This window comes from Pseudomonas sp. TH08 (genome assembly GCF_016651275.1).
Classification (GTDB): Bacteria; Pseudomonadota; Gammaproteobacteria; order Pseudomonadales; family Pseudomonadaceae; genus Aquipseudomonas.
Genome location: NZ_JAEKEE010000004.1, coordinates 1,351,136 through 1,369,495 on the forward strand (window position 1 = coordinate 1,351,136; position 18,360 = coordinate 1,369,495).

Consider the following 18,360-nt stretch of genomic DNA (forward strand, 5'->3'; position numbering starts at 1 on the left):
TTTCTACAAACCTTACTCAGGGGAGATCGTCATGATGGCCATCACCACCATTTCAAGCCGCGAATTCAATCAAGACACAAGCAGTGCCAAAAAAGCCTCGCGTCAGGGGCCGGTTATCATCACCGACCGTGGCAAGCCTGCTCATGTACTGCTAAGCATTGAGGAGTACCAGAAACTGACGGGTACGAACGCGAGCATCGTCGATTTGTTAGTCATGCCTGAATCGGCAGACATTGAATTCGAAACCGAGCGTGCCGTGATCACTCACCGCCCTGTGGATCTGTCCTGAATGTATTTACTCGATACGAATGTGATTTCCGAACTGCGCAAACCGCAGGCTGACGCGAATGTCGTCGCCTGGGCCAAGAGTATTTCTGCGTCACGCCTGTTTATGTCTGTGATTACCTTGATGGAGCTGGAGACAGGGGTGCTGCGCATAGAGCGTCGCGATTCCGACCAGGGAAAGGTACTGCGCCATTGGTTAAAACGGCACGTAGTCCCCGCCTTCGACACTAGAATCCTGCCTATTGACGCAGCTGTCGCCGTTCGCTGTGCCAGCCTGCATGTTCCCGATCGCGCCAGCGAAAGCGATGCGCTGATCGCAGCGACAGCATTGGTTCATGGTTTTACGGTGGTGACCCGCAATACCGGCGATTTTCAAAGCAGTGGCGTGGCACTCATCAATCCATGGGATTGATGAATTCGCCCTTTGACGGCGAAGGACCGGTGATACCTACGTTACAAACTGCCGATTTGAAAAGACCCCGCCAGCCATCCGACGGGGCCGTTTTTCATGGCCGATTGGCCCAGATGGATTTCACCGGAATGGTGTCGATCAACTCCCGTTTCTGCCATTGATTGTCTGTCACCAGATAGACCTGCAACTGCTTGCGATCCTCGGTAAAACTGGTGATCAGGTAAGTCTGTTGAGAAGTGGCACCACTCAGGTACATCGGTACATTCCCCAACCAGTAGGAATTTCCGCCGTCCCTGTGCAAGTGGCCGGCAAATACCGCAGTGACCTGATATTTCCTGATCATTTCGATAAAGCGCTTCTGCTGGCTCGCGTCGCCCTTCATCTCCAGCGGCTTGTGCATATTGATGATGGCGTACCCCGCAGCCCTCGCCAGTCGGAGGTCGGTCTCCAGCCAGTCCAGTGCGCAGGTGATGTTGAATGTGGTGGGGTTCCAGACGCTGGAGATATTCGTCATGTAGGTAGGCTCGTTATTGAGCTGCACCAGATGCACATCGCCGAGGGTCTTGGAGTAAGCGAGGCTTCCCGAACTTCAAAACATACTTCCCCACAGCAACCAAAAACCATTTCGCCCCTCATTAATGATCACGCTTACGAGTGCTCATGATTTGCGGTAAATGCTCGATGGACTCACACGTTGTCGACCGGTATTTTCTCTTTCCATCTGGCGAGCACTCGTCAGACCGCCCCCTACAGCCCGCTGTTTTTCAAGGAAGAATGCCATGCGAGAATCCGATCACGATTGCGTGCAGTCCCACGAAGACTTCACCTACACCAACCCAGCTGTCGACCCCGCTACACCTGCACCTGCACCTGATGACTCCATCACCGTCGAAGTCGTGAAGAAAAAACAGGTAGCGGACTCGACAGCCTGGGCGGCGGAAGGCTGGACTGACGCCTTACTGACTCGACTACCAGGCAATCCCGAGGCTCGCTCGTCAGAGCGAGTCTCATGCATCGTCTATAGTCAATTGCCCCGCCAATGAGAATTGGCGGGGTCTTTTTATTCAAGCCTACCCTGCCTATTTCACGGGAATCGTGTCCAACACCACACGACTTGGCCAGTTGTTGCCGTTGACCTGGCTGATAGTCAGGCTTTTCCTGTCGCTGGAAAAACCGGCGATCAGGTAGGTTTGCTGGGAAGCGGCACCACTTAGAAACACTGGTACGCTGCCGAAATAGCGGTAAGCGTAAAGACTGCGTCCTACCGATTGATGAAAGTGCCCGGCGAATACCGCCGTGACGTTGTAAGTGTTAATCAACTTATTGAAACGCTCGATCTGTTGCGTCGTTCCCTGCCATTGACCGGGCTTGTGCATGTTGACAATGATGATTTGCCCACGATCACGCGCAGCCTTCAAATCCTTTTCCAGCCAATCCAGCGAATCCTTGATTTCAAAGGTCGTAGGGTTCCAGGCGCTTGCAATACGTACTGAGTACGTCGGTTCGTTGTGCAACTGTACAAGATGCACATCCCCAACATCTTTGGAATAAGCCAGACTTCCGGAATAAAGCCTATTGAAGACAGGCCCACTGATATTCAGGTCCAGACTATCGACCTTGCCTCGATGATGTTCTTCGAAGTCGGTAATACTACCGGCAGCACAGTTTTCAGAGAAACAGCTGTTGTTTTCATAATCATGATTGCCGAGACCGTAAAGCACATTCTCGCCAAAGTACTTACCCATTACCGGCCGCAACCAACTGCGCTGCCAGCCATGACCGTAGGCCGTAATGTCGCCATTGATCATGACCGGAATATGTTCAGGGGACGTACTGAAGTTCTTCCTGAAACTCGCAATATCCGAAAACTGGCTTTCGATGAGCTGTCGGGAACGGGCCTCCTTTTCCGGCTGAGTCTCAGCTTCACCACTGTCCGTCTTGTCCGTCCAGGGGTATTGAGGGTCGGATGCAAATACCATGTAGTGGGGATTTTGTTCAGCCAGCACCATGGGCGAAATAAAACCAAATACGCATACAAACGCACAGACAATTCGGCTTTTATTAAATAGAGCCTTCATATAATTCCTTTTATTTTCAATTGAGAAATAGCGATAACGTAATCGCAATCGGAAGTTAATGGAAAATCGAAAAGAACAAAACTGCAAATCCATTGCAAATTAATTAACTGCACTTACTACCTTTCCGCCCCCAAACAAAAAACCATTAAAGTTCAAACCTGTATCACTAAGAAATTGCTGAAGGACGCTGTTTACGGATTCGCCTGCAGCCGCAAAAACTCAGCCATACTCTACAAGTCAATTGACCTGCATCATGCTTTGTTACATTCGCTACACCATTCGGGTTTTTTACCCAACGCGACCAAAGGTCGCACCCTTGAGTTAGAGCGACAGGCGTATCATTGCGCCACTGCAACACTCCTTTTTGACCGCGGTTGGCACGTATCGACCGAGGCATTTTTCCACTGCCGTGGGATGCAATGATGAGCAACCAGATTCCGGTACACGACGTCACACCACCGAGCAAAAACGCGAACAACAGCGTTGACCTTTACGCCTCTCGAGAAAAAATCTACACCCGCGCTTTCACCGGCCTGTTCCGCAATCTGCGGATGATGGGCGGCGCGGCATTGTTCCTGCTGTATTTCGGTACGGTGTGGCTGAACTGGGGCGGCCATCAAGCGGTGTGGTGGAATTTGCCCGAGCGCAAGTTCTTCATCTTCGGCGCGACCTTCTGGCCACAGGATTTCATTCTGCTTTCGGGTCTGTTGATCATCGCCGCCTTCGGCCTGTTCTTCATCACGGTGTATGCCGGCCGAGTCTGGTGCGGTTACACCTGCCCGCAAAGCGTGTGGACATGGATTTTCATGTGGTGCGAGAAGGTCACCGAAGGCGACCGCAACCAACGCATCAAGCTCGACAAGGCGCCGATGAGCGCCAACAAGTTTGCACGCAAATTCGCCAAACACGCGCTGTGGTTGCTGATCGGTTTCGTCACCGGCATGACCTTCGTCGGCTACTTCTCGCCGATCCGCGAACTGGTGTTCGAATTCTTCACCGGCCAGGCCGATGGCTGGTCGTACTTCTGGGTCGGTTTCTTCACCCTCGCCACCTACGGCAACGCCGGTTGGTTACGCGAGCAGGTGTGCATTTACATGTGCCCATATGCGCGCTTTCAGAGCGTGATGTTCGACAAAGACACGCTGATCGTTTCCTACGATCCACGTCGCGGGGAAAGCCGTGGCCCGCGCAAGAAAGGCGTCGACTACAAGGCCCTGGGACTCGGCGACTGCATCGATTGCACGATGTGCGTGCAGGTCTGCCCGACCGGCATCGACATCCGCGACGGCCTGCAGATCGAATGCATTGGCTGCGCCGCGTGCATTGATGCCTGCGACAGCATCATGGACAAAATGGACTACCCGCGCGGCCTGATCAGCTACACCACCGAACACAACCTGTCCGGGCAGAAAACCCATAAACTGCGGCCACGCCTGATCGGCTACGCCATTGTGCTGCTAGCGATGATCAGCCTGCTGGTGACCGCGTTCTTCATGCGCTCGCTGGTTGGTTTCGACGTCAGCAAGGACCGTGTGCTGTACCGCGAAAACGCCGAAGGCCGGATCGAGAACGTCTACAGCCTGAAAATCATGAACAAAGACCAGCGCGACCACACTTACCTGCTGGAAGCTGGCGGTTTGCCGGATCTGCGCCTGCAAGGCAAGCGCGAGATCAAGGTCGCGGCCGGCGACATAGTCAGCATGCCGGTCGAACTGTCGAGCGCACCGGAACAACTGCCATCGAGCACTAACGAGGTGAAATTCATCCTCAAGGATGCCGATGACGACAGCGTCCACGTTGAAGCCAAGAGCCGATTCATCGGCCCACAAATCCGTTGAGAGAACTGAACATGCCCGCAGCAAACGCCGCAAGCCCCTGGTACAAGCACCTTTGGCCATGGATCATCATCGGGATTCTGGCCTGCTCGGTGACGCTGACCTTGTCGATGGTGACCATCGCGGTGAACAACCCGGACAACCTGGTCAACGACAATTACTACGAGGCCGGCAAAGGCATCAACCGTTCGCTGGATCGCGAGTTGCTCGCGCAGAACCTGAAGATGCGCGCCAACGTGCATCTGGATGACGTGACCGGCGAAGTCGATCTGCGCTTGAGCGGCGCCAGCCAGCCCAAGACCCTGGAACTGAATCTGATCTCGCCGACCCAACCGGAGAAGGATCGCAAGATCGTCCTGACCCGCAGCGAAACCGAAGCCGGTCGCTATATCGGTCAACTCGGCGATAAAGTCGAAGGTCGTCGTTTTGTCGAATTGCTCGGCAGTCAGGATGACCACGTGTGGCGCATGTTCGAAGAAGAGCTGGTGAGCCATGACAAGGATCTGCTGCTCGGTGACGAACCGCTGCAAGGCGCCGAAGACTTGAAAAAGTAACCTTGCCATTGTGGCGAGGGAGCTTGCTCCCGCTGGGGTGCGAAGCGCCCCCAAAACCGGCTTTACGGTTCATTCAGACATAGTGAGTCTGCTGCTTTGCGACTGCTTCGCAGCCGAGCGGGAGCAAGCTCCCTCGCCACAATAGATTTTCATGGCAACAGAAATGACCACCCCACTCCCCTGCTACCACTGCGCCCTGCCCGTGCCGTCCGGCAGCCGCTTTACCGCTGTCGTGCTCGGGGAGTCCCGCGAGTTCTGCTGCCCCGGCTGTCAGGCCGTGGCCGAGGCCATCGTCGCTGGTGGGCTGCAAAGCTATTACCAGCATCGCAGCGAAGCGTCGGCCAACCCCGAAGCGCTACCGGTGCAACTGGTGGATGAGCTGGCGCTGTACGACCGCGCCGATGTGCAAAAACCTTTCGTCCGCCATGAAGGCGACCTCGCCGAAACCACGCTGCTGATGGAAGGCATCAGTTGCGCCGCGTGTGGCTGGCTGATCGAAAAACACCTGCGCACGCTACCCGCCGTCGCCGAGGCACGGCTGAACCTGTCCAACCATCGTTTGCACGTACGCTGGGCCGATGCGCAAGTGCCGCTGAGCCAGATCCTCGCCGAACTGCGCCACATCGGTTACGCCGCGCACCCCTATCAGGCCGACCGCGCCAGCGAACAGTTGGCCAGTGAAAATCGTCTCGCCCTGCGCCAACTCGGCGTGGCCGGGCTGCTGTGGTTCCAGGCGATGATGGCAACCATGGCGACATGGCCGGAATTCAACATCGACCTCAGTCCCGAGCTGCACACGATCCTGCGCTGGGTCGCGTTGTTTCTGACCACGCCGATCGTGTTCTACAGTTGCGCGCCGTTCTTCAAAGGGGCGATGCGCGATTTGCGCACACGGCATCTGACCATGGACGTCTCGGTATCGCTGGCCATCGGCAGCGCCTACATCGCCGGGATCTGGACATCGATCACCGGCGTCGGCGAATTGTATTTCGACGCAGTCGGCATGTTTGCCCTATTCCTGCTCGCTGGGCGCTATCTGGAACGTCGCGCGCGTGAACGAACCGCCGCCGCCACGGCGCAACTGGTCAATTTGCTGCCGGCCTCGTGTCTGCGCCTTGATGCAGAAGGTCAGAGCGAACGCATCCTGCTCAGCGAATTGCGCCTGGGCGACCGAATTCTGGTGCAAGCGGGCTCGATCCTGCCGGCGGACGGCAAGATCCTCGACGGTCAGTCGAGCATCGATGAGTCGCTGCTGACCGGCGAATACCTGCCGCAGCCGCGTACCCTGGGCGATGCCGTCACGGCGGGCACGCTGAACGTTGAAGGCGCCCTCACCGTGGAAGTGCTGGCGCTAGGCCAGGAAACACGCCTGTCGGCCATCGTCCGCCTGCTTGACCGTGCCCAGGCGGAAAAACCGCGCCTGGCGGAAATCGCCGACCGCGCGGCGCAATGGTTCCTGCTGTTGTCGCTGATCGCCGCGGCCGCCATCGGACTGCTGTGGTGGGAGCTGGATTCGTCGCGCGCGTTCTGGATCGTCCTCGCCATGCTCGTCGCGACATGCCCGTGCGCATTGTCGCTGGCAACGCCGACCGCGCTCACGGCCGCCACCGGCACCCTGCACAAACTCGGTCTGTTGTTGACTCGCGGTCACGTGCTGGAAGGTCTGAATCAGATTGATACGGTGATCTTCGACAAGACCGGCACCCTCACCGAAGGTCGCTTGGTACTGCGCTCGATCCGTCCGCTGAGGACGCTCAACAGTGATCAATGCCTGAGCCTCGCCGCCGCACTGGAAAACCGTTCGGAACACCCGATCGCCCGGGCTTTCGGCCGTGCACCGCTGGCAGCGGAAGAAGTCCACAGCACACCGGGACTGGGTCTTGAAGGTCTGGTCGGCGAACAGCGTTTGCGCATCGGTCAGGCGGAATTCGTCTGCGCCCTCAGCGGCTCGCCTTTGCCAACACTGCCGGACGAGGCGGGCCAATGGTTGCTGCTCGGTGACAGCTCGGGGCCGCTGGCGTGGTTTGTTCTCGATGACCGCTTGCGCGACGATGCGCCCGCCCTGCTCGCTGCGTGCAAGGCCCGTGGCTGGCGCACCTTGCTGCTGTCCGGCGACAGCTCGCCGATGGTCGCCAGCGTTGCAGCTGAACTGGGCATTGACGAGGCCCGTGGCGGCCTGCGCCCGGATGACAAGCTGCAAGTGCTGCAACAGTTGCACAAGGAAGGTCGCAAGGTGCTGATGCTTGGCGACGGCGTCAACGACGTGCCCGTGCTGGCTGCAGCCGACATCAGCGTGGCGATGGGATCGGCCACTGATCTGGCAAAAACCAGCGCCGACGCCGTGCTGCTGTCCAATCGCCTCGACGCACTGGTACAAGCCTTCACCTTGGCGCGGCGTACCCGTCGGGTAATCATCGAGAACCTGCTGTGGGCGGCGCTGTACAATGGCCTCATGTTGCCGTTCGCCGCCCTCGGCTGGATCACTCCGGTGTGGGCCGCCGTCGGCATGTCGATCAGTTCGTTGACCGTGGTGCTCAACGCCCTGCGCCTGACTCGTCTGCCGAGCGCGCCGGCTGCACGCACTTCGTCAGAAACCCGCCCGCTGCCGGCCTGAGCCGCGCGGGCATGGAGTACAGATGCCAGCTCTCTACGTGATGATCCCGGCCGCCCTGCTGATCGTGGCCATCGCCGTGTACATTTTTTTCTGGGCGGTGGACAGCGGCCAGTACGACGATCTCGACGGCCCGGCCCACAGCATCCTGTTCGACGACCAGGACCCGAACCACACTGCAGCCGTCGACGAAGCCAACGCGAACAAACCGGACGACAAGGCGCCACCCCATGCTTGAACTGGCGCCACTGCTGGTGTCGGCGCTGATCCTCGGCCTGCTCGGCGGCGGGCATTGCCTGGGGATGTGCGGCGGTTTGATGGGCGCGCTGACATTGGCGATTCCCAAGGAACAACGCAGTCGGCGCTTTCGTTTGCTGCTGGCGTACAACCTTGGGCGAATTCTCAGTTATGCCACCGCCGGGTTGCTGATCGGCCTTGCTGGCTGGGCGGTGGCCAACAGCCCCGCCGCGCTGTTCATGCGCGTGCTGGCCGGGTTGCTGTTGATTGCCATGGGCTTGTATCTGGCCGGTTGGTGGAGCGGCCTGACGCGCATCGAAAGCCTGGGCCGCGGTTTGTGGCGCTACATCCAACCGGTGGCCAACCGTTTGCTGCCGGTGTCGAGCCTGCCCCGCGCGCTATTGCTTGGCGCATTATGGGGCTGGCTGCCGTGCGGATTGGTTTACAGCACGCTGCTGTGGTCGGCGAGCCAGGGCAATGCGCTGGACAGTGCGTTGCTGATGCTCGCGTTTGGCCTCGGCACTTGGCCGGTTTTGCTCGCCACCGGGCTGGCCGCCGAGCGAGTCACCGCGCTGCTGCGCAAACGCAGCGTGCGCATGGCGGGTGGATTGCTGGTGATCCTCTTCGGCATCTGGACCCTGCCCGGCCCGCATCAGCATTGGTTGATGGGTCACTGACATGAACCCAAGAAATTGAGCCAGTGATATCTACTGTGGTGAGGGGATTTATCCCCGACCGGCTGCGAAGCAGTCGTAAGACCTGTCAGCAAGGTATGACTGGAAGAATGTAGGGGACCGCTTCGCGCCCCATCGGGGCGGTGCGACGTTTCGCTGAATCCCCTCACCACAAAATCCAGGCAAACCCTTCAACCACCGTTGATGCAAATCAACAGCCCCATCGCCGCACCCCGATAGACTCGCCACACTGCCAGCCTATCCGGGGGAATGCCCGCATGCTCGACGCCATTCGTTGGGACCTTGATCTGATCCGCCGCTACGACCTGGCGGGGCCGCGTTACACCTCGTATCCGACGGCCGTGCAATTCAACAGTCAGGTCGGCACATTCGACCTGTTCCATGCCCTGCGCGACAGCCGCAAAGCGCTGCGCCCGCTGTCGCTGTACGTGCACGTGCCCTTCTGCGCGAACATTTGCTACTACTGTGCCTGCAACAAGGTCATTACCAAGGATCGCGGCCGCGCACTGCCGTATCTGCAACGCCTGGAGCAGGAAATCCAGCTGATCGCCTGCCACCTCGACCCCGCGCAGAAAGTCGAGCAACTGCACTTTGGCGGCGGCACCCCGACCTTTCTCAGCCACGACGAACTGCGTCAGCTGATGGCGCATCTGCGTAAACACTTCAATCTGCTGGATGACGACTCTGGCGATTACGGCATCGAAATCGACCCGCGCGAGGCCGACTGGTCGACCATGGGCCTGCTGCGCGAACTCGGTTTCAACCGCGTCAGTATCGGTCTGCAAGACCTCGACCCGGCGGTGCAACGCGCGGTCAATCGCCTGCAAAGCCTGGAAGAAACCCGCGCGGTGATCGACGCGGCGCGCACTCTGCAATTTCGCTCGATCAATATCGACCTGATCTATGGTTTGCCCAAGCAGACGCCAGACAACTTCGCGCGCACCGTCGAGGAAGTCATCAGCCTGCAACCGGATCGCCTCTCGGTGTTCAACTACGCGCACTTGCCTGAACGCTTCATGCCCCAGCGGCGGATCAACGGCAGCGAGCTGCCGAGCCCGACGCAGAAGCTGGAAATGCTCCAGCGCACCATCGAGCAACTCACCGCCGCCGGTTACCGCTATATCGGCATGGACCACTTCGCCCTGCCCGACGATGAACTGGCGATTGCCCAGGAAGAAGAAACGCTGCAACGCAACTTCCAGGGCTACACCACCCACGGTCATTGCGATTTGATTGGTTTGGGGGTCTCCGCGATCAGCCAGATCGGTGATCTGTACTGCCAGAACAGCAGCGATCTCAACGAATACCAGAACACCCTCGCCGCCGCGCAATTGGCGACCAGCCGAGGCCTGGTGTGCAACGCCGACGACCGACTGCGGCGGGCAGTGATTCAACAACTGATCTGCAATTTCAGCCTGGAATTTGCCGAGATCGAGCAGATGTTCAATATCGACTTTCAAGGTTATTTCGGCGCGCTGTGGCCGCAACTGCAAGGCATGGCCAACGATGGCCTGATCACACTGGATCGCGAGCGGATCGAAGTATTGCCCGCCGGACGCCTGCTGGTGCGCTCGGTGTGCATGGCGTTCGACGCGTATCTGGAGCAACAGAACCGTCAGCGTTTCTCGCGGGTGATTTAGTTTTTCATCAGCAATGAACCGACTTGCATGTTTTGCTCGGACGTCAGACCCGACTGGCCCACCACTTTCGACAAAGCCAGATTGGCGGTGATCAGACCGGTGTTCAACGCAGCAATGGCGCCACGCAGGCTGGCAACCTTGATGATTTTTTCTTCGTTGGAAAGGCGCTTGTCGGCCATGATTTTTTCGATCTGCGCCTTTTTCTCGGCAATCTCTTTTTGCAGTTTGCGGATCATCTTCAGCAATTGCTGGATGTTCTCGGGCAAACCGCTTTCTTCGATGTCGCGATTATCGCCACCCGCACTCGCGGATTTCTCGATGGAGGCTCCAGACAGCGACACTTTGACGCCTTCGACCAAGGTCGGGGTTGCCTCCTCGTTCAAGCCGTCTTCGCGTGTATTGCCTGAAGCAGCTTTAAACGTCTCCGGCAATGCCGCAACGTCGCTGCTACCGGGGCCCAGCGTACCAATAGCGGTCATCGAGTCGTTCCTTGTATGCGTGCTGATACCTGTTTATCGGCGGCTTGCCCTGCGGCTTTATGGCCGTAGGACAAAGTCGCCTCAGACTGGCCTGAATGTCCTCCTGTGGGTTACCCTTACGGCTTATGTGTGTTTTCCCACAAGGATTTAAGAAATGTCCGAGCCAGTTAAACTGCGCGCTCACAACCAGGCCCATTGCAAGGATTGCAGCCTGGCCCCTCTCTGCCTGCCACTTTCTCTGAATCTGGAAGACATGGATGCGCTGGACGAAATCGTTAAACGCGGCCGCCCGCTGAAAAAGGGTGAGTTCCTGTTCCGTCAGGGCGACACGTTTGATTCCGTTTATGCAGTACGCTCCGGCGCCCTCAAGACCTTCAGCCTGAGCGACAGTGGCGAAGAGCAATTGACCGGCTTCCACCTGCCGAGCGAACTGGTCGGCCTGTCCGGCATGGACACCGAGAAACACCCGGTGTCCGCCCAGGCGCTGGAAACCACCTCGGTTTGCGAAATCCCCTTCGAACGCCTCGACGAACTGGCCCTGCAATTGCCGCAGTTGCGTCGTCAGTTGATGCGCGTGATGAGCCGCGAAATTCGCGATGACCAGCAAATGATGCTGCTGTTGTCGAAGAAAACCGCCGACGAGCGCATTGCAACCTTCCTCGTCAACCTGTCCGCGCGCTTCCGCGCTCGGGGCTTTTCGGCCAACCAGTTCCGCCTGAGCATGTCGCGCAATGAAATCGGCAACTACCTGGGTCTGGCGGTGGAAACCGTGTCCCGCGTATTCACGCGCTTCCAGCAGAACGAGTTGATCGCCGCCGAGGGCAAAGAGATCCACATCCTCGACCCGATCCAGCTCTGCGCGCTCGCCGGCGGTTCGATCGACGGCTGATCTCGATCCGCGGTTGAGCGAAGCGTTTCAGCCGCGGGTATACTGCGCCGTTTGCAGCCCTGCCAGGACAACTCGACGATGGTCTTCGACTCCTTCGATATCAAATCCCTTATCCGCCCTGTGATCGACTTCCCGAAACCGGGCGTGATCTTTCGCGACATCACCCCGCTGTTTCAATCGCCAACGGCCCTGCGCCTGGTGATGGACAGCTTCGCGCACCGTTATGTGGAAGCCGACTTCACCCACATCGGTGCGATGGACGCGCGGGGTTTCCTGATCGGCTCGGTATTGGCCTATCAGTTGAACAAGCCGCTGGTGCTGTTTCGCAAGCAAGGCAAACTGCCGGCCGACGTGCTGGCTGAAGGTTACGCGACCGAGTACGGCGAAGCGTTTCTGGAAGTGCACGCCGACAGCCTGTGTGAAGGCGATTCAGTGGTGATGTTTGATGATTTGATCGCCACCGGCGGCACGCTGATTGCGGCGGCCAACCTGATTCGCCGCATGGGCGCGCGGGTGCATGAGGCGGCAGCGATTATTGATTTGCCGGAGTTGCAGGGTTCGCAGCGCCTGGAAGACATGGGTATCCCTACCTTCTGCCTGACACAGTTTGCCCTGACCGACAAGTAAGCAGTGCCTGTTAGACCGCCTTCACGAGCAGGCTCGCTCCCACATTTGGAATGCATTCTCCTGTGGGAGCGAGCCTGCTCGCGAAGGCGTCGGCCGCCTCAACGCAAATCCTAAAGGCCCATCTGCTTGCTGATGATCTCGTTCATCACTTCTCGCGTCCCGCCGCCAATCGACAAGATGCGGTTATCCCGATACAGCCGCTCCACCAGACTCTCGCGCATATAACCCAGGCCACCCAAAATCTGCACAGCCTCGGTGGTAATACGATCCGAGGTGTCCGTGGCAAAGTTCTTCGCCATGGATATCTCCTTGATCACGCTCTGCCCCGCCGCCATCTTCGCCGCTTGCCGGTAGGTAAACTCGCGCGACACCTCCAACGCTGTGGCCATCTCCGCCAATCGATGCTTGATTACCTGAAATTTGCCGATCGGTTTACCAAAGGCCTCGCGCTCATGCGCCCACTTGAGGCTTTCTTCCAGCGCCAGCTGTGACGTCATGTTGGCCATCAGCGCCAGTGCCAGGCGCTCGCTCTGGAAATTGCCCATGATGCAAGCGAAGCCCATGTGCTCGGCGCCGATCAGGTTTCCTACAGGTACACGGCAATCGTCGAAGAACAATTCAGCCGTGTCCGACGCCCACCAGCCCATTTTCTTCAACTGCCGGCCGACGGTGAAACCTGGGGTGCCCTTCTCGATCAGCAACAGACTGATGCCGCCGAAACCGGGCGCTCCGGTGCGCACCGCGACGGTATAAAAATCGGCGCGTACGCCACTGGTGATAAAGGTTTTGCTGCCGCTGACCCGGTAGTAGTCGCCGTCACGCACAGCACGGGTTTGCAGGTTGGCGACGTCGGAGCCGCCTCCGGGTTCGGTGACGGCCAGCGCGCTGATCTTGTCGCCGCTGAGCACTTGCGGGGCTACGCGATCTCGCACGTCGGCGCGGGCCCATTTGACGATGGGCGGCAGACCGATATCCAGCGAGCCCAGCCCCGCCACCAGGCCGCCAGAGCCGCAGCGCATCAGCTCCTCACTGGCGGCGACCTTGGCGAACAGATCGCCTTCATGGCTGCCTCCGAGCGCCTCGGGATAACCGATACCGAGTATTCCGGCGGCGCCCGCCTTCAGGTACAGCTCACGAGGGAAGCTTTCGGCTTCTTCCCACTGATCGATGTCCGGCAGGATCTCACGCTCGACGAAACGTCTGACGCTGTCGCGGACCAATTGGTGGCTGGGGTCGAAGTATTCCTGAAAGGCAGGCATCGGCGAGCTCCACTGAAGGGTTCGCCGACGTTAACCGAGCGCTTGCTTGGTTTTCAACTCAATTGTGTGAATCAAGTGAACCGAGGTGCGCCATTCGCGAGCAGGCTCGCTCCCACAGGGGATTTGTGAACGACACAAAACCAATGTGGGAGCGAGCCTGCTCGCGAAGGCGTCAAAGCGGACAGCGCCTAATTCAGAGGGAGATCGGTTTACGGCCGGCAAACGAATGCGCCAGCGTGCCGCCATCGACCAGCTCCAGCTCACCACCCAACGGCACGCCGTGGGCAATCCGCGAAGCGATCAGGCCTTTGTTCTGCAACAACTGCGCGATGTAGTGCGCCGTGGCTTCACCCTCAACCGTCGGGTTGGTCGCGAGAATGACTTCGGTAAACGTGCCCGCCTCTTCGATCCGCGTCATCAACTGCGGAATGCCGATCGCCTCTGGCCCCAACCCATCAAGCGGCGACAAATGCCCCTTAAGGACAAAGTAGCGTCCACGGAAACCGGTCTGCTCGACCGCGTAAACGTCCATCGGCCCCTCCACCACGCACAGCAACGTGTCGTCGCGGCGTGTATCGGAGCATTGCGGGCACAGATCGTCTTCGGTGAGCGTGCGGCATTGCCGGCAATGGCCGACCCCTTCCATGGCCTGGCTCAAGGCTTGGGCCAGACGCAAACCGCCGCTGCGGTCACGTTCGAGCATCTGCAACGCCATGCGCTGGGCGGTTTTCTGACCCACGCCCGGCAAGGTGCGCAGAGCGTCGATCAGTTGGCGAATCAAAGGGCTGAAGCTCATGGGTAAAAAGTCCGACAAAACAACGAGACGCGGTTTATACCCGCGCCTCTGGCCAGCGTCAAATACTCAGTCCTGGGCGACCTTCACCACCAGTTTGCCGAAGTTGCGCCCTTCCAGCAGACCGATAAACGCCTCGGGCGCCTGCTCAAGGCCTTCGACCACGTCCTCGCGGAATTTGACCTTGCCGTCACGCACCCACGGCACCATGTGGCTGACGAACTCAGGCTGACGGTCACCGTAGTCATCAAACACGATAAAGCCCTGAATGCGCACGCGTTTGGTCAGCAGTGTGCGCTGCAGCATCGGCAGGCGATCAGGACCTTGCGGCGCCTCGGAGGCGTTGTAGCCAGCAATCAGACCGCACAGCGGAATGCGCGCCTTGGGGTTGAGCAGCGGCACGACCGCGTCGAATACGTGGCCACCGACGTTTTCGTAATAGATGTCGATGCCTTTGGGGCAAGCCTTAGCCAGTTGTTCGGCGAAGTCTGCGGCCTTGTGATCGATGCAGGCGTCAAAACCCAACTCCTCGACCACGTACCTGCACTTCTCGGCACCGCCCGCCACGCCGACGGCGCGCAGGCCTTTGATCTTCGCCACTTGGCCGACCACCGAGCCGACCGCGCCGGAAGCGGCAGCCACCACCAATGTTTCGCCTTCTTTCGGCTGGCCGATGTCCATCAGGCCCATGTAGGCGGTCATGCCGGGCATGCCCAGCACACCGAGGGCCATCGACGGGCTCGGCAGCCCGGACGGGATTGGAATGATGTTACGGCCGTCGCTGATGCTGTAGCTCTGCCAACCGGTGGCGCCGACCACCAGATCGCCTTTATGAAACTTCGGATGAAGTGAATCCTCGACACGGCTGACAGCACCGCCGGTCATCACTTCGCCAATTTCTACCGGCGCAGCGTAGGACGGCGCGTCGTTCATGCGCCCACGCATGTAGGGATCAAGCGACAGATAGAGGGTTTTCAGCAGTACCTGACCGTCTTGCAGGTCCGGCAGGGCTTCGCGTTCGAGGCGGAAGTTTTCCGGGGTAGGCGCTCCAACCGGGCGTGAGGCAAGGACGATGCGTTGGTTAAGGGTAAGAGGGTCGGACATGTCAGCGTCTCCTGTGAATGAAGAATTCAGCGGGTATAGGGAGCAGACCGTTGCAGCATGGGTGGGTTCGATGTTTCGACACTGCACGAGATTTATGTAGGAGCTGCGGCACGCTGCGATCTTTTGATTTTGCTTATAGAAGTCAGGATCAAAAGATCGCAGCCTCGTTTCACTCGACAGCTCCTACAGGGGCTGGTGTTGAACCAGCCAGAAACAAAAATGCCAGGCGCGATGCCTGGCATTTTGTGTAGCCCATCTGCCGCCGAATGGCGAATCAGAATGGCAGTTTCATACCGGCTGGCAGGTTCATGCCGGCAGTCATGCCGCCCATTTTTTCCTGGCTGCTGGCTTCGATCTTGCGCACGGCGTCGTTGACGGCGGCGGCGACCAGGTCTTCGATCACTTCACGGTCATCTTCGTCCAGCCCCGGCAGCAGGGTCGGGTCGATGCTGACGCGCTTGAGGTCGTGACGACCGGTCATCACCACGGTGACCATATCGCCGCCGGCCTTACCGGTGACTTCGGCGTTGGCCAGTTCTTCCTGCATCTTGGCCATTTTTTCCTGCATCTGCTGCGCCTGCTTCATCAGGCCGGCCATGCCACCTTTCATCATGGGAATCACCTCAAAAGTACTTGGATCAAAACAGCGCCCGGCCATGGAGGCCGAGCGCCTTCAGTTATTAGCCTTGGGTGACCAAGGCGTCGACAGGTTCAATAGTATCGTGTCGCACCACCGCGCCAAACTGCTGAACCATCTGCTGGATGAACGGATCGCCGTGAATCGACTCCTCCGCCTCTTGCTGACGGTTGGCACGGCGACGGGACGCGGCCTGGGCCGGGGTTTCCTGCTCAGGCTTGATCAGCTCGATGGTCAGGGTCAGCGTGCGCCCGTGGAACTGGTTCAATGCATCATTCAAACGACGCTGCTGCGTGGCGTTGAACAACGCGCTGTGCGCCGGATCGAGGTGCATCAGCCAATGGTCGCCATCAACCGCGATCAAGGTGCAGTTGGCGGCGATGCTGCCGGTCATGCCGGAAATCGGCAATTTCGGGAACAGCTCCAGCCATTGCAACGCCAGACCTGTGGCCGGCGCCGCAGCGGGCTCTGGCTCGGGTTCCGGGGCCGGTTCGGCGGCGTGCTCGCTGGCCAGCTCATCAAGGTAGCTGTACGCCGAGTCGATGTCCGGCTCGATGTAATCCTCGTCCAGCGGCGGCTCGTCGTCCATGTCCATGCCCGACGTGGCGGCATCGACGTCGGCGACCGACGGCTCGGGAATTGGCGCGGCGGTCCACTCCGGTGCATCCGGGACGACGCTGTCCGGGGTCGGCAGCGGCATCGGCGGCAACTCGGGCTGCTCGGCGGCGGTTTCCAGTACGGGTTCGACAGCGGGTTGCTGCGCAGGCTCGGGCTCAGGTTCAGGCTCAACCGGGTCGTTCCACGGCAGGTCGACCACCGCTTCAACCGCAACTGGCTCAGGCTCGGGTTCCGGCGCTGGTTGCGGCTCCGCCGCGATCACAGGCTCGGGAACCGGAGCAGGCGCAACCACGGGAGCTGGCACTGGTGCAGGTGTGGGTGCAACAGCCGCCGCGACTACCGCCGCAGGTTTCGGCACGGCAGCCACGGAGTTTGCGGAATCAACTGTGGCCTGGCTGATCCCCACTGGCTTTAGCGGTTGCCTCGGAGCATCCGCCGTGTCTGCGGGCCGGAAGGCCAGCATCCGCAGCAGGACCATCTCGAAACCGCCACGCGGATCCGGTGCCAGCGGTAAATCGCGGCGCCCGATCAGGCCCATCTGGTAATAGAACTGCACGTCTTCGGCCGGCAAGGCCTGCGCCAGCGCCAATACCCGATCGCGGTCGCCCTGCCCATTGTCGACGCCTTCAGGCAGCGCCTGAGCGATGGCCACACGGTGCAGCACGTTGAGAATTTCCGAGAGCACGCCATTCCAGTCCGGACCTTGCTCGGCCAGGTGACGCACGCCTTCGAGCAATGCCTTGGCGTCGCCTTCGATCAACGCATGCAGGACGTCATAGACCTGACCGTGATCGAGAGTGCCGAGCATCGCTCGCACATCGGTAGCGAGCACCTTGCCTTCGCCGAAAGCGATGGCCTGATCGGTCAGGCTCATGGCGTCCCGCATCGATCCGTCAGCAGCGCGACCGAGCAGCCACAGTGCATCGTCTTCGAACGGCACGTTTTCGGCAGTGAGAACGTGGGTCAGATGCTCGACCACGCGTTCCGGCGTCATGTTCTTCAGCGAGAACTGCAGGCAACGCGACAAAATCGTTGCCGGAAGTTTCTGCGGGTCGGTGGTCGCCAGGATGAACTTGACGTAGGGCGGCGGCTCTTCGAGGGTTTTCAACAGCGCATTGAAGGAATGGCTGGAAAGCATGTGCACTTCGTCGATCAGGTAGACCTTGAAGCGCCCACGGCTCGGGGCGTACTGCACGTTGTCGAGCAGTTCGCGGGTGTCTTCGACCTTGGTGCGGCTCGCGGCGTCGATCTCGATCAGGTCGACAAAGCGGCCCTCATCGATTTCACGGCACACCGAACACTCGCCGCACGGGCTGGAAGTGATACCTGTTTCACAGTTCAGGCATTTGGCAATGATCCGCGCAATCGTGGTTTTACCCACCCCGCGCGTACCGGTGAACAGGTACGCGTGGTGCAGCCGCTGGCTGTCCAAGGCATTGATCAGAGCCTTGAGCACATGGGTCTGGCCGACCATTTCGCGGAACGAGCGCGGACGCCATTTACGTGCAAGAACCTGATAACTCATCGAAAACCGTCGCAACGAAGGAAGCTGAAGCGGCTAATGCTAGCGGAGCAAGGGCAAAATTGCATCCGGTGTCCTTCTCTAA

The 18,360-nt window shown here is 59.3% G+C and carries 18 protein-coding genes and 1 pseudogene; 11 read left to right on the forward strand and 8 right to left on the reverse strand.

Features of this window, described 5'->3' with window-relative positions:
• Positions 1–34: 34 nt before the first annotated feature.
• Together JFT91_RS23030 and JFT91_RS23035 are read left to right on the forward strand one after the other, a co-directional pair.
• Positions 35–289, forward strand: coding sequence for a type II toxin-antitoxin system Phd/YefM family antitoxin (locus JFT91_RS23030; RefSeq protein WP_201234040.1), 255 nt, complete (start codon positions 35–37; stop codon positions 287–289).
• On the forward strand, positions 290–697 hold the full coding sequence (locus tag JFT91_RS23035) for a type II toxin-antitoxin system VapC family toxin (RefSeq protein WP_201233945.1): 408 nt from the start codon (positions 290–292) through the stop codon (positions 695–697).
• Positions 698–791: 94 nt separating this feature from the next.
• On the opposite strand, the pseudogene JFT91_RS23040 reads toward JFT91_RS23035, so the two are convergent.
• Positions 792–1,283: pseudogene (locus tag JFT91_RS23040) on the reverse strand (metallophosphoesterase family protein); the annotation flags it as partial.
• A gap of 193 nt (positions 1,284–1,476) precedes the next feature.
• Between JFT91_RS23040 and JFT91_RS23045 the strand changes: the two are divergent.
• Positions 1,477–1,740, forward strand: coding sequence for a hypothetical protein (locus JFT91_RS23045; protein ID WP_201233946.1), 264 nt, complete (start codon positions 1,477–1,479; stop codon positions 1,738–1,740).
• A 36-nt stretch (positions 1,741–1,776) separates the two neighbouring features.
• Here the strand turns inward: JFT91_RS23045 and JFT91_RS23050 are convergent, their stop codons facing one another.
• On the reverse strand, positions 1,777–2,775 hold the full coding sequence (locus JFT91_RS23050; protein WP_242489336.1) for a metallophosphoesterase family protein: 999 nt from the start codon (positions 2,773–2,775) through the stop codon (positions 1,777–1,779).
• A 422-nt stretch (positions 2,776–3,197) separates the two neighbouring features.
• On the opposite strand from JFT91_RS23050, the gene ccoG reads away from it, so the two are divergent.
• The 6 genes from ccoG to hemN all read left to right on the forward strand — a co-directional run bounded on the left by ccoG (position 3,198) and on the right by hemN (position 10,347).
• Positions 3,198–4,613: a cytochrome c oxidase accessory protein CcoG gene (gene ccoG, locus JFT91_RS23055; protein ID WP_201233947.1), complete on the forward strand. Its 1,416-nt coding sequence runs from the start codon at positions 3,198–3,200 to the stop codon at positions 4,611–4,613.
• A gap of 11 nt (positions 4,614–4,624) precedes the next feature.
• Positions 4,625–5,164, forward strand: coding sequence for a FixH family protein (locus JFT91_RS23060; protein ID WP_201227232.1), 540 nt, complete (start codon positions 4,625–4,627; stop codon positions 5,162–5,164).
• A 163-nt stretch (positions 5,165–5,327) separates the two neighbouring features.
• Positions 5,328–7,778, forward strand: coding sequence for a heavy metal translocating P-type ATPase (locus JFT91_RS23065; protein WP_201233948.1), 2,451 nt, complete (start codon positions 5,328–5,330; stop codon positions 7,776–7,778).
• 22 nt (positions 7,779–7,800) lie between these two features.
• Positions 7,801–8,013 carry a cbb3-type cytochrome oxidase assembly protein CcoS gene (ccoS, locus tag JFT91_RS23070; RefSeq protein ID WP_122592544.1) on the forward strand — a complete coding sequence of 71 codons (213 nt, stop codon included), beginning with the start codon at positions 7,801–7,803 and terminating at the stop codon, positions 8,011–8,013.
• Complete coding sequence (locus JFT91_RS23075) at positions 8,006–8,689, forward strand: sulfite exporter TauE/SafE family protein (protein ID WP_039770036.1); 684 nt, start codon at positions 8,006–8,008, stop codon at positions 8,687–8,689. Before ccoS ends, JFT91_RS23075 begins: the two co-directional genes overlap by 8 nt.
• A gap of 275 nt (positions 8,690–8,964) precedes the next feature.
• Positions 8,965–10,347 carry an oxygen-independent coproporphyrinogen III oxidase gene (gene hemN, locus JFT91_RS23080; protein ID WP_201233949.1) on the forward strand — a complete coding sequence of 461 codons (1,383 nt, stop codon included), beginning with the start codon at positions 8,965–8,967 and terminating at the stop codon, positions 10,345–10,347.
• On the opposite strand, the gene JFT91_RS23085 is transcribed toward hemN, so the two are convergent.
• Positions 10,344–10,826 (reverse strand): hypothetical protein, encoded by a 483-nt coding sequence (locus JFT91_RS23085; RefSeq protein WP_201227236.1) that lies wholly within the window; start codon positions 10,824–10,826, stop codon positions 10,344–10,346. The two genes, hemN and JFT91_RS23085, sit on opposite strands and share 4 nt — an antisense overlap.
• A 154-nt stretch (positions 10,827–10,980) precedes the next feature.
• On the opposite strand from JFT91_RS23085, the gene fnr reads away from it, so the two are divergent.
• A complete protein-coding gene (fnr, locus tag JFT91_RS23090) occupies positions 10,981–11,715 on the forward strand; it encodes a fumarate/nitrate reduction transcriptional regulator Fnr (RefSeq protein ID WP_016984742.1) in 735 nt (244 codons plus the stop codon).
• Between the two features lie 78 nt (positions 11,716–11,793).
• Positions 11,794–12,342: an adenine phosphoribosyltransferase gene (locus tag JFT91_RS23095; protein ID WP_007918333.1), complete on the forward strand. Its 549-nt coding sequence runs from the start codon at positions 11,794–11,796 to the stop codon at positions 12,340–12,342.
• 110 nt (positions 12,343–12,452) lie between these two features.
• On the opposite strand, the gene JFT91_RS23100 is transcribed toward JFT91_RS23095, so the two are convergent.
• The 5 genes from JFT91_RS23100 to dnaX all read right to left on the reverse strand — a co-directional run bounded on the left by JFT91_RS23100 (position 12,453) and on the right by dnaX (position 18,278).
• On the reverse strand, positions 12,453–13,601 hold the full coding sequence (locus JFT91_RS23100) for an acyl-CoA dehydrogenase family protein (protein WP_201233950.1): 1,149 nt from the start codon (positions 13,599–13,601) through the stop codon (positions 12,453–12,455).
• A 193-nt stretch (positions 13,602–13,794) separates the two neighbouring features.
• Entirely contained in the window at positions 13,795–14,397 is a 603-nt protein-coding gene (gene recR / locus JFT91_RS23105; protein ID WP_201233951.1) for a recombination mediator RecR, read from the reverse strand.
• A gap of 66 nt (positions 14,398–14,463) precedes the next feature.
• Positions 14,464–15,498 carry an NADPH-dependent curcumin/dihydrocurcumin reductase gene (gene curA / locus JFT91_RS23110; RefSeq protein ID WP_201233952.1) on the reverse strand — a complete coding sequence of 345 codons (1,035 nt, stop codon included), beginning with the start codon at positions 15,496–15,498 and terminating at the stop codon, positions 14,464–14,466.
• Positions 15,499–15,772: 274 nt separating this feature from the next.
• A complete protein-coding gene (locus JFT91_RS23115; RefSeq protein ID WP_053118768.1) occupies positions 15,773–16,111 on the reverse strand; it encodes a YbaB/EbfC family nucleoid-associated protein in 339 nt (112 codons plus the stop codon).
• Between the two features lie 67 nt (positions 16,112–16,178).
• Positions 16,179–18,278 (reverse strand): DNA polymerase III subunit gamma/tau, encoded by a 2,100-nt coding sequence (dnaX, locus tag JFT91_RS23120; RefSeq protein WP_201233953.1) that lies wholly within the window; start codon positions 18,276–18,278, stop codon positions 16,179–16,181.
• Between the last annotated feature and the right edge of the window lie 82 nt (positions 18,279–18,360).

What these genes read in the sequence shown, in the direction of transcription:
- JFT91_RS23030 (WP_201234040.1), top strand. Translation starts at nt 35, where the DNA reads ATGGCCATCACCACCATTTCAAGCCGCGAATTCAATCAAGACACAAGC.
- JFT91_RS23035 (WP_201233945.1), top strand. Translation starts at nt 290, where the DNA reads ATGTATTTACTCGATACGAATGTGATTTCCGAACTGCGCAAACCGCAG.
- JFT91_RS23045 (WP_201233946.1), top strand. Translation starts at nt 1,477, where the DNA reads ATGCGAGAATCCGATCACGATTGCGTGCAGTCCCACGAAGACTTCACC.
- JFT91_RS23050 (WP_242489336.1), bottom strand. Translation starts at nt 2,775, where the DNA reads ATGAAGGCTCTATTTAATAAAAGCCGAATTGTCTGTGCGTTTGTATGC.
- ccoG (WP_201233947.1), top strand. Translation starts at nt 3,198, where the DNA reads ATGAGCAACCAGATTCCGGTACACGACGTCACACCACCGAGCAAAAAC.
- JFT91_RS23060 (WP_201227232.1), top strand. Translation starts at nt 4,625, where the DNA reads ATGCCCGCAGCAAACGCCGCAAGCCCCTGGTACAAGCACCTTTGGCCA.
- JFT91_RS23065 (WP_201233948.1), top strand. Translation starts at nt 5,328, where the DNA reads ATGACCACCCCACTCCCCTGCTACCACTGCGCCCTGCCCGTGCCGTCC.
- ccoS (WP_122592544.1), top strand. Translation starts at nt 7,801, where the DNA reads ATGCCAGCTCTCTACGTGATGATCCCGGCCGCCCTGCTGATCGTGGCC.
- JFT91_RS23075 (WP_039770036.1), top strand. Translation starts at nt 8,006, where the DNA reads ATGCTTGAACTGGCGCCACTGCTGGTGTCGGCGCTGATCCTCGGCCTG.
- hemN (WP_201233949.1), top strand. Translation starts at nt 8,965, where the DNA reads ATGCTCGACGCCATTCGTTGGGACCTTGATCTGATCCGCCGCTACGAC.
- JFT91_RS23085 (WP_201227236.1), bottom strand. Translation starts at nt 10,826, where the DNA reads ATGACCGCTATTGGTACGCTGGGCCCCGGTAGCAGCGACGTTGCGGCA.
- fnr (WP_016984742.1), top strand. Translation starts at nt 10,981, where the DNA reads ATGTCCGAGCCAGTTAAACTGCGCGCTCACAACCAGGCCCATTGCAAG.
- JFT91_RS23095 (WP_007918333.1), top strand. Translation starts at nt 11,794, where the DNA reads ATGGTCTTCGACTCCTTCGATATCAAATCCCTTATCCGCCCTGTGATC.
- JFT91_RS23100 (WP_201233950.1), bottom strand. Translation starts at nt 13,601, where the DNA reads ATGCCTGCCTTTCAGGAATACTTCGACCCCAGCCACCAATTGGTCCGC.
- recR (WP_201233951.1), bottom strand. Translation starts at nt 14,397, where the DNA reads ATGAGCTTCAGCCCTTTGATTCGCCAACTGATCGACGCTCTGCGCACC.
- curA (WP_201233952.1), bottom strand. Translation starts at nt 15,498, where the DNA reads ATGTCCGACCCTCTTACCCTTAACCAACGCATCGTCCTTGCCTCACGC.
- JFT91_RS23115 (WP_053118768.1), bottom strand. Translation starts at nt 16,111, where the DNA reads ATGATGAAAGGTGGCATGGCCGGCCTGATGAAGCAGGCGCAGCAGATG.
- dnaX (WP_201233953.1), bottom strand. Translation starts at nt 18,278, where the DNA reads ATGAGTTATCAGGTTCTTGCACGTAAATGGCGTCCGCGCTCGTTCCGC.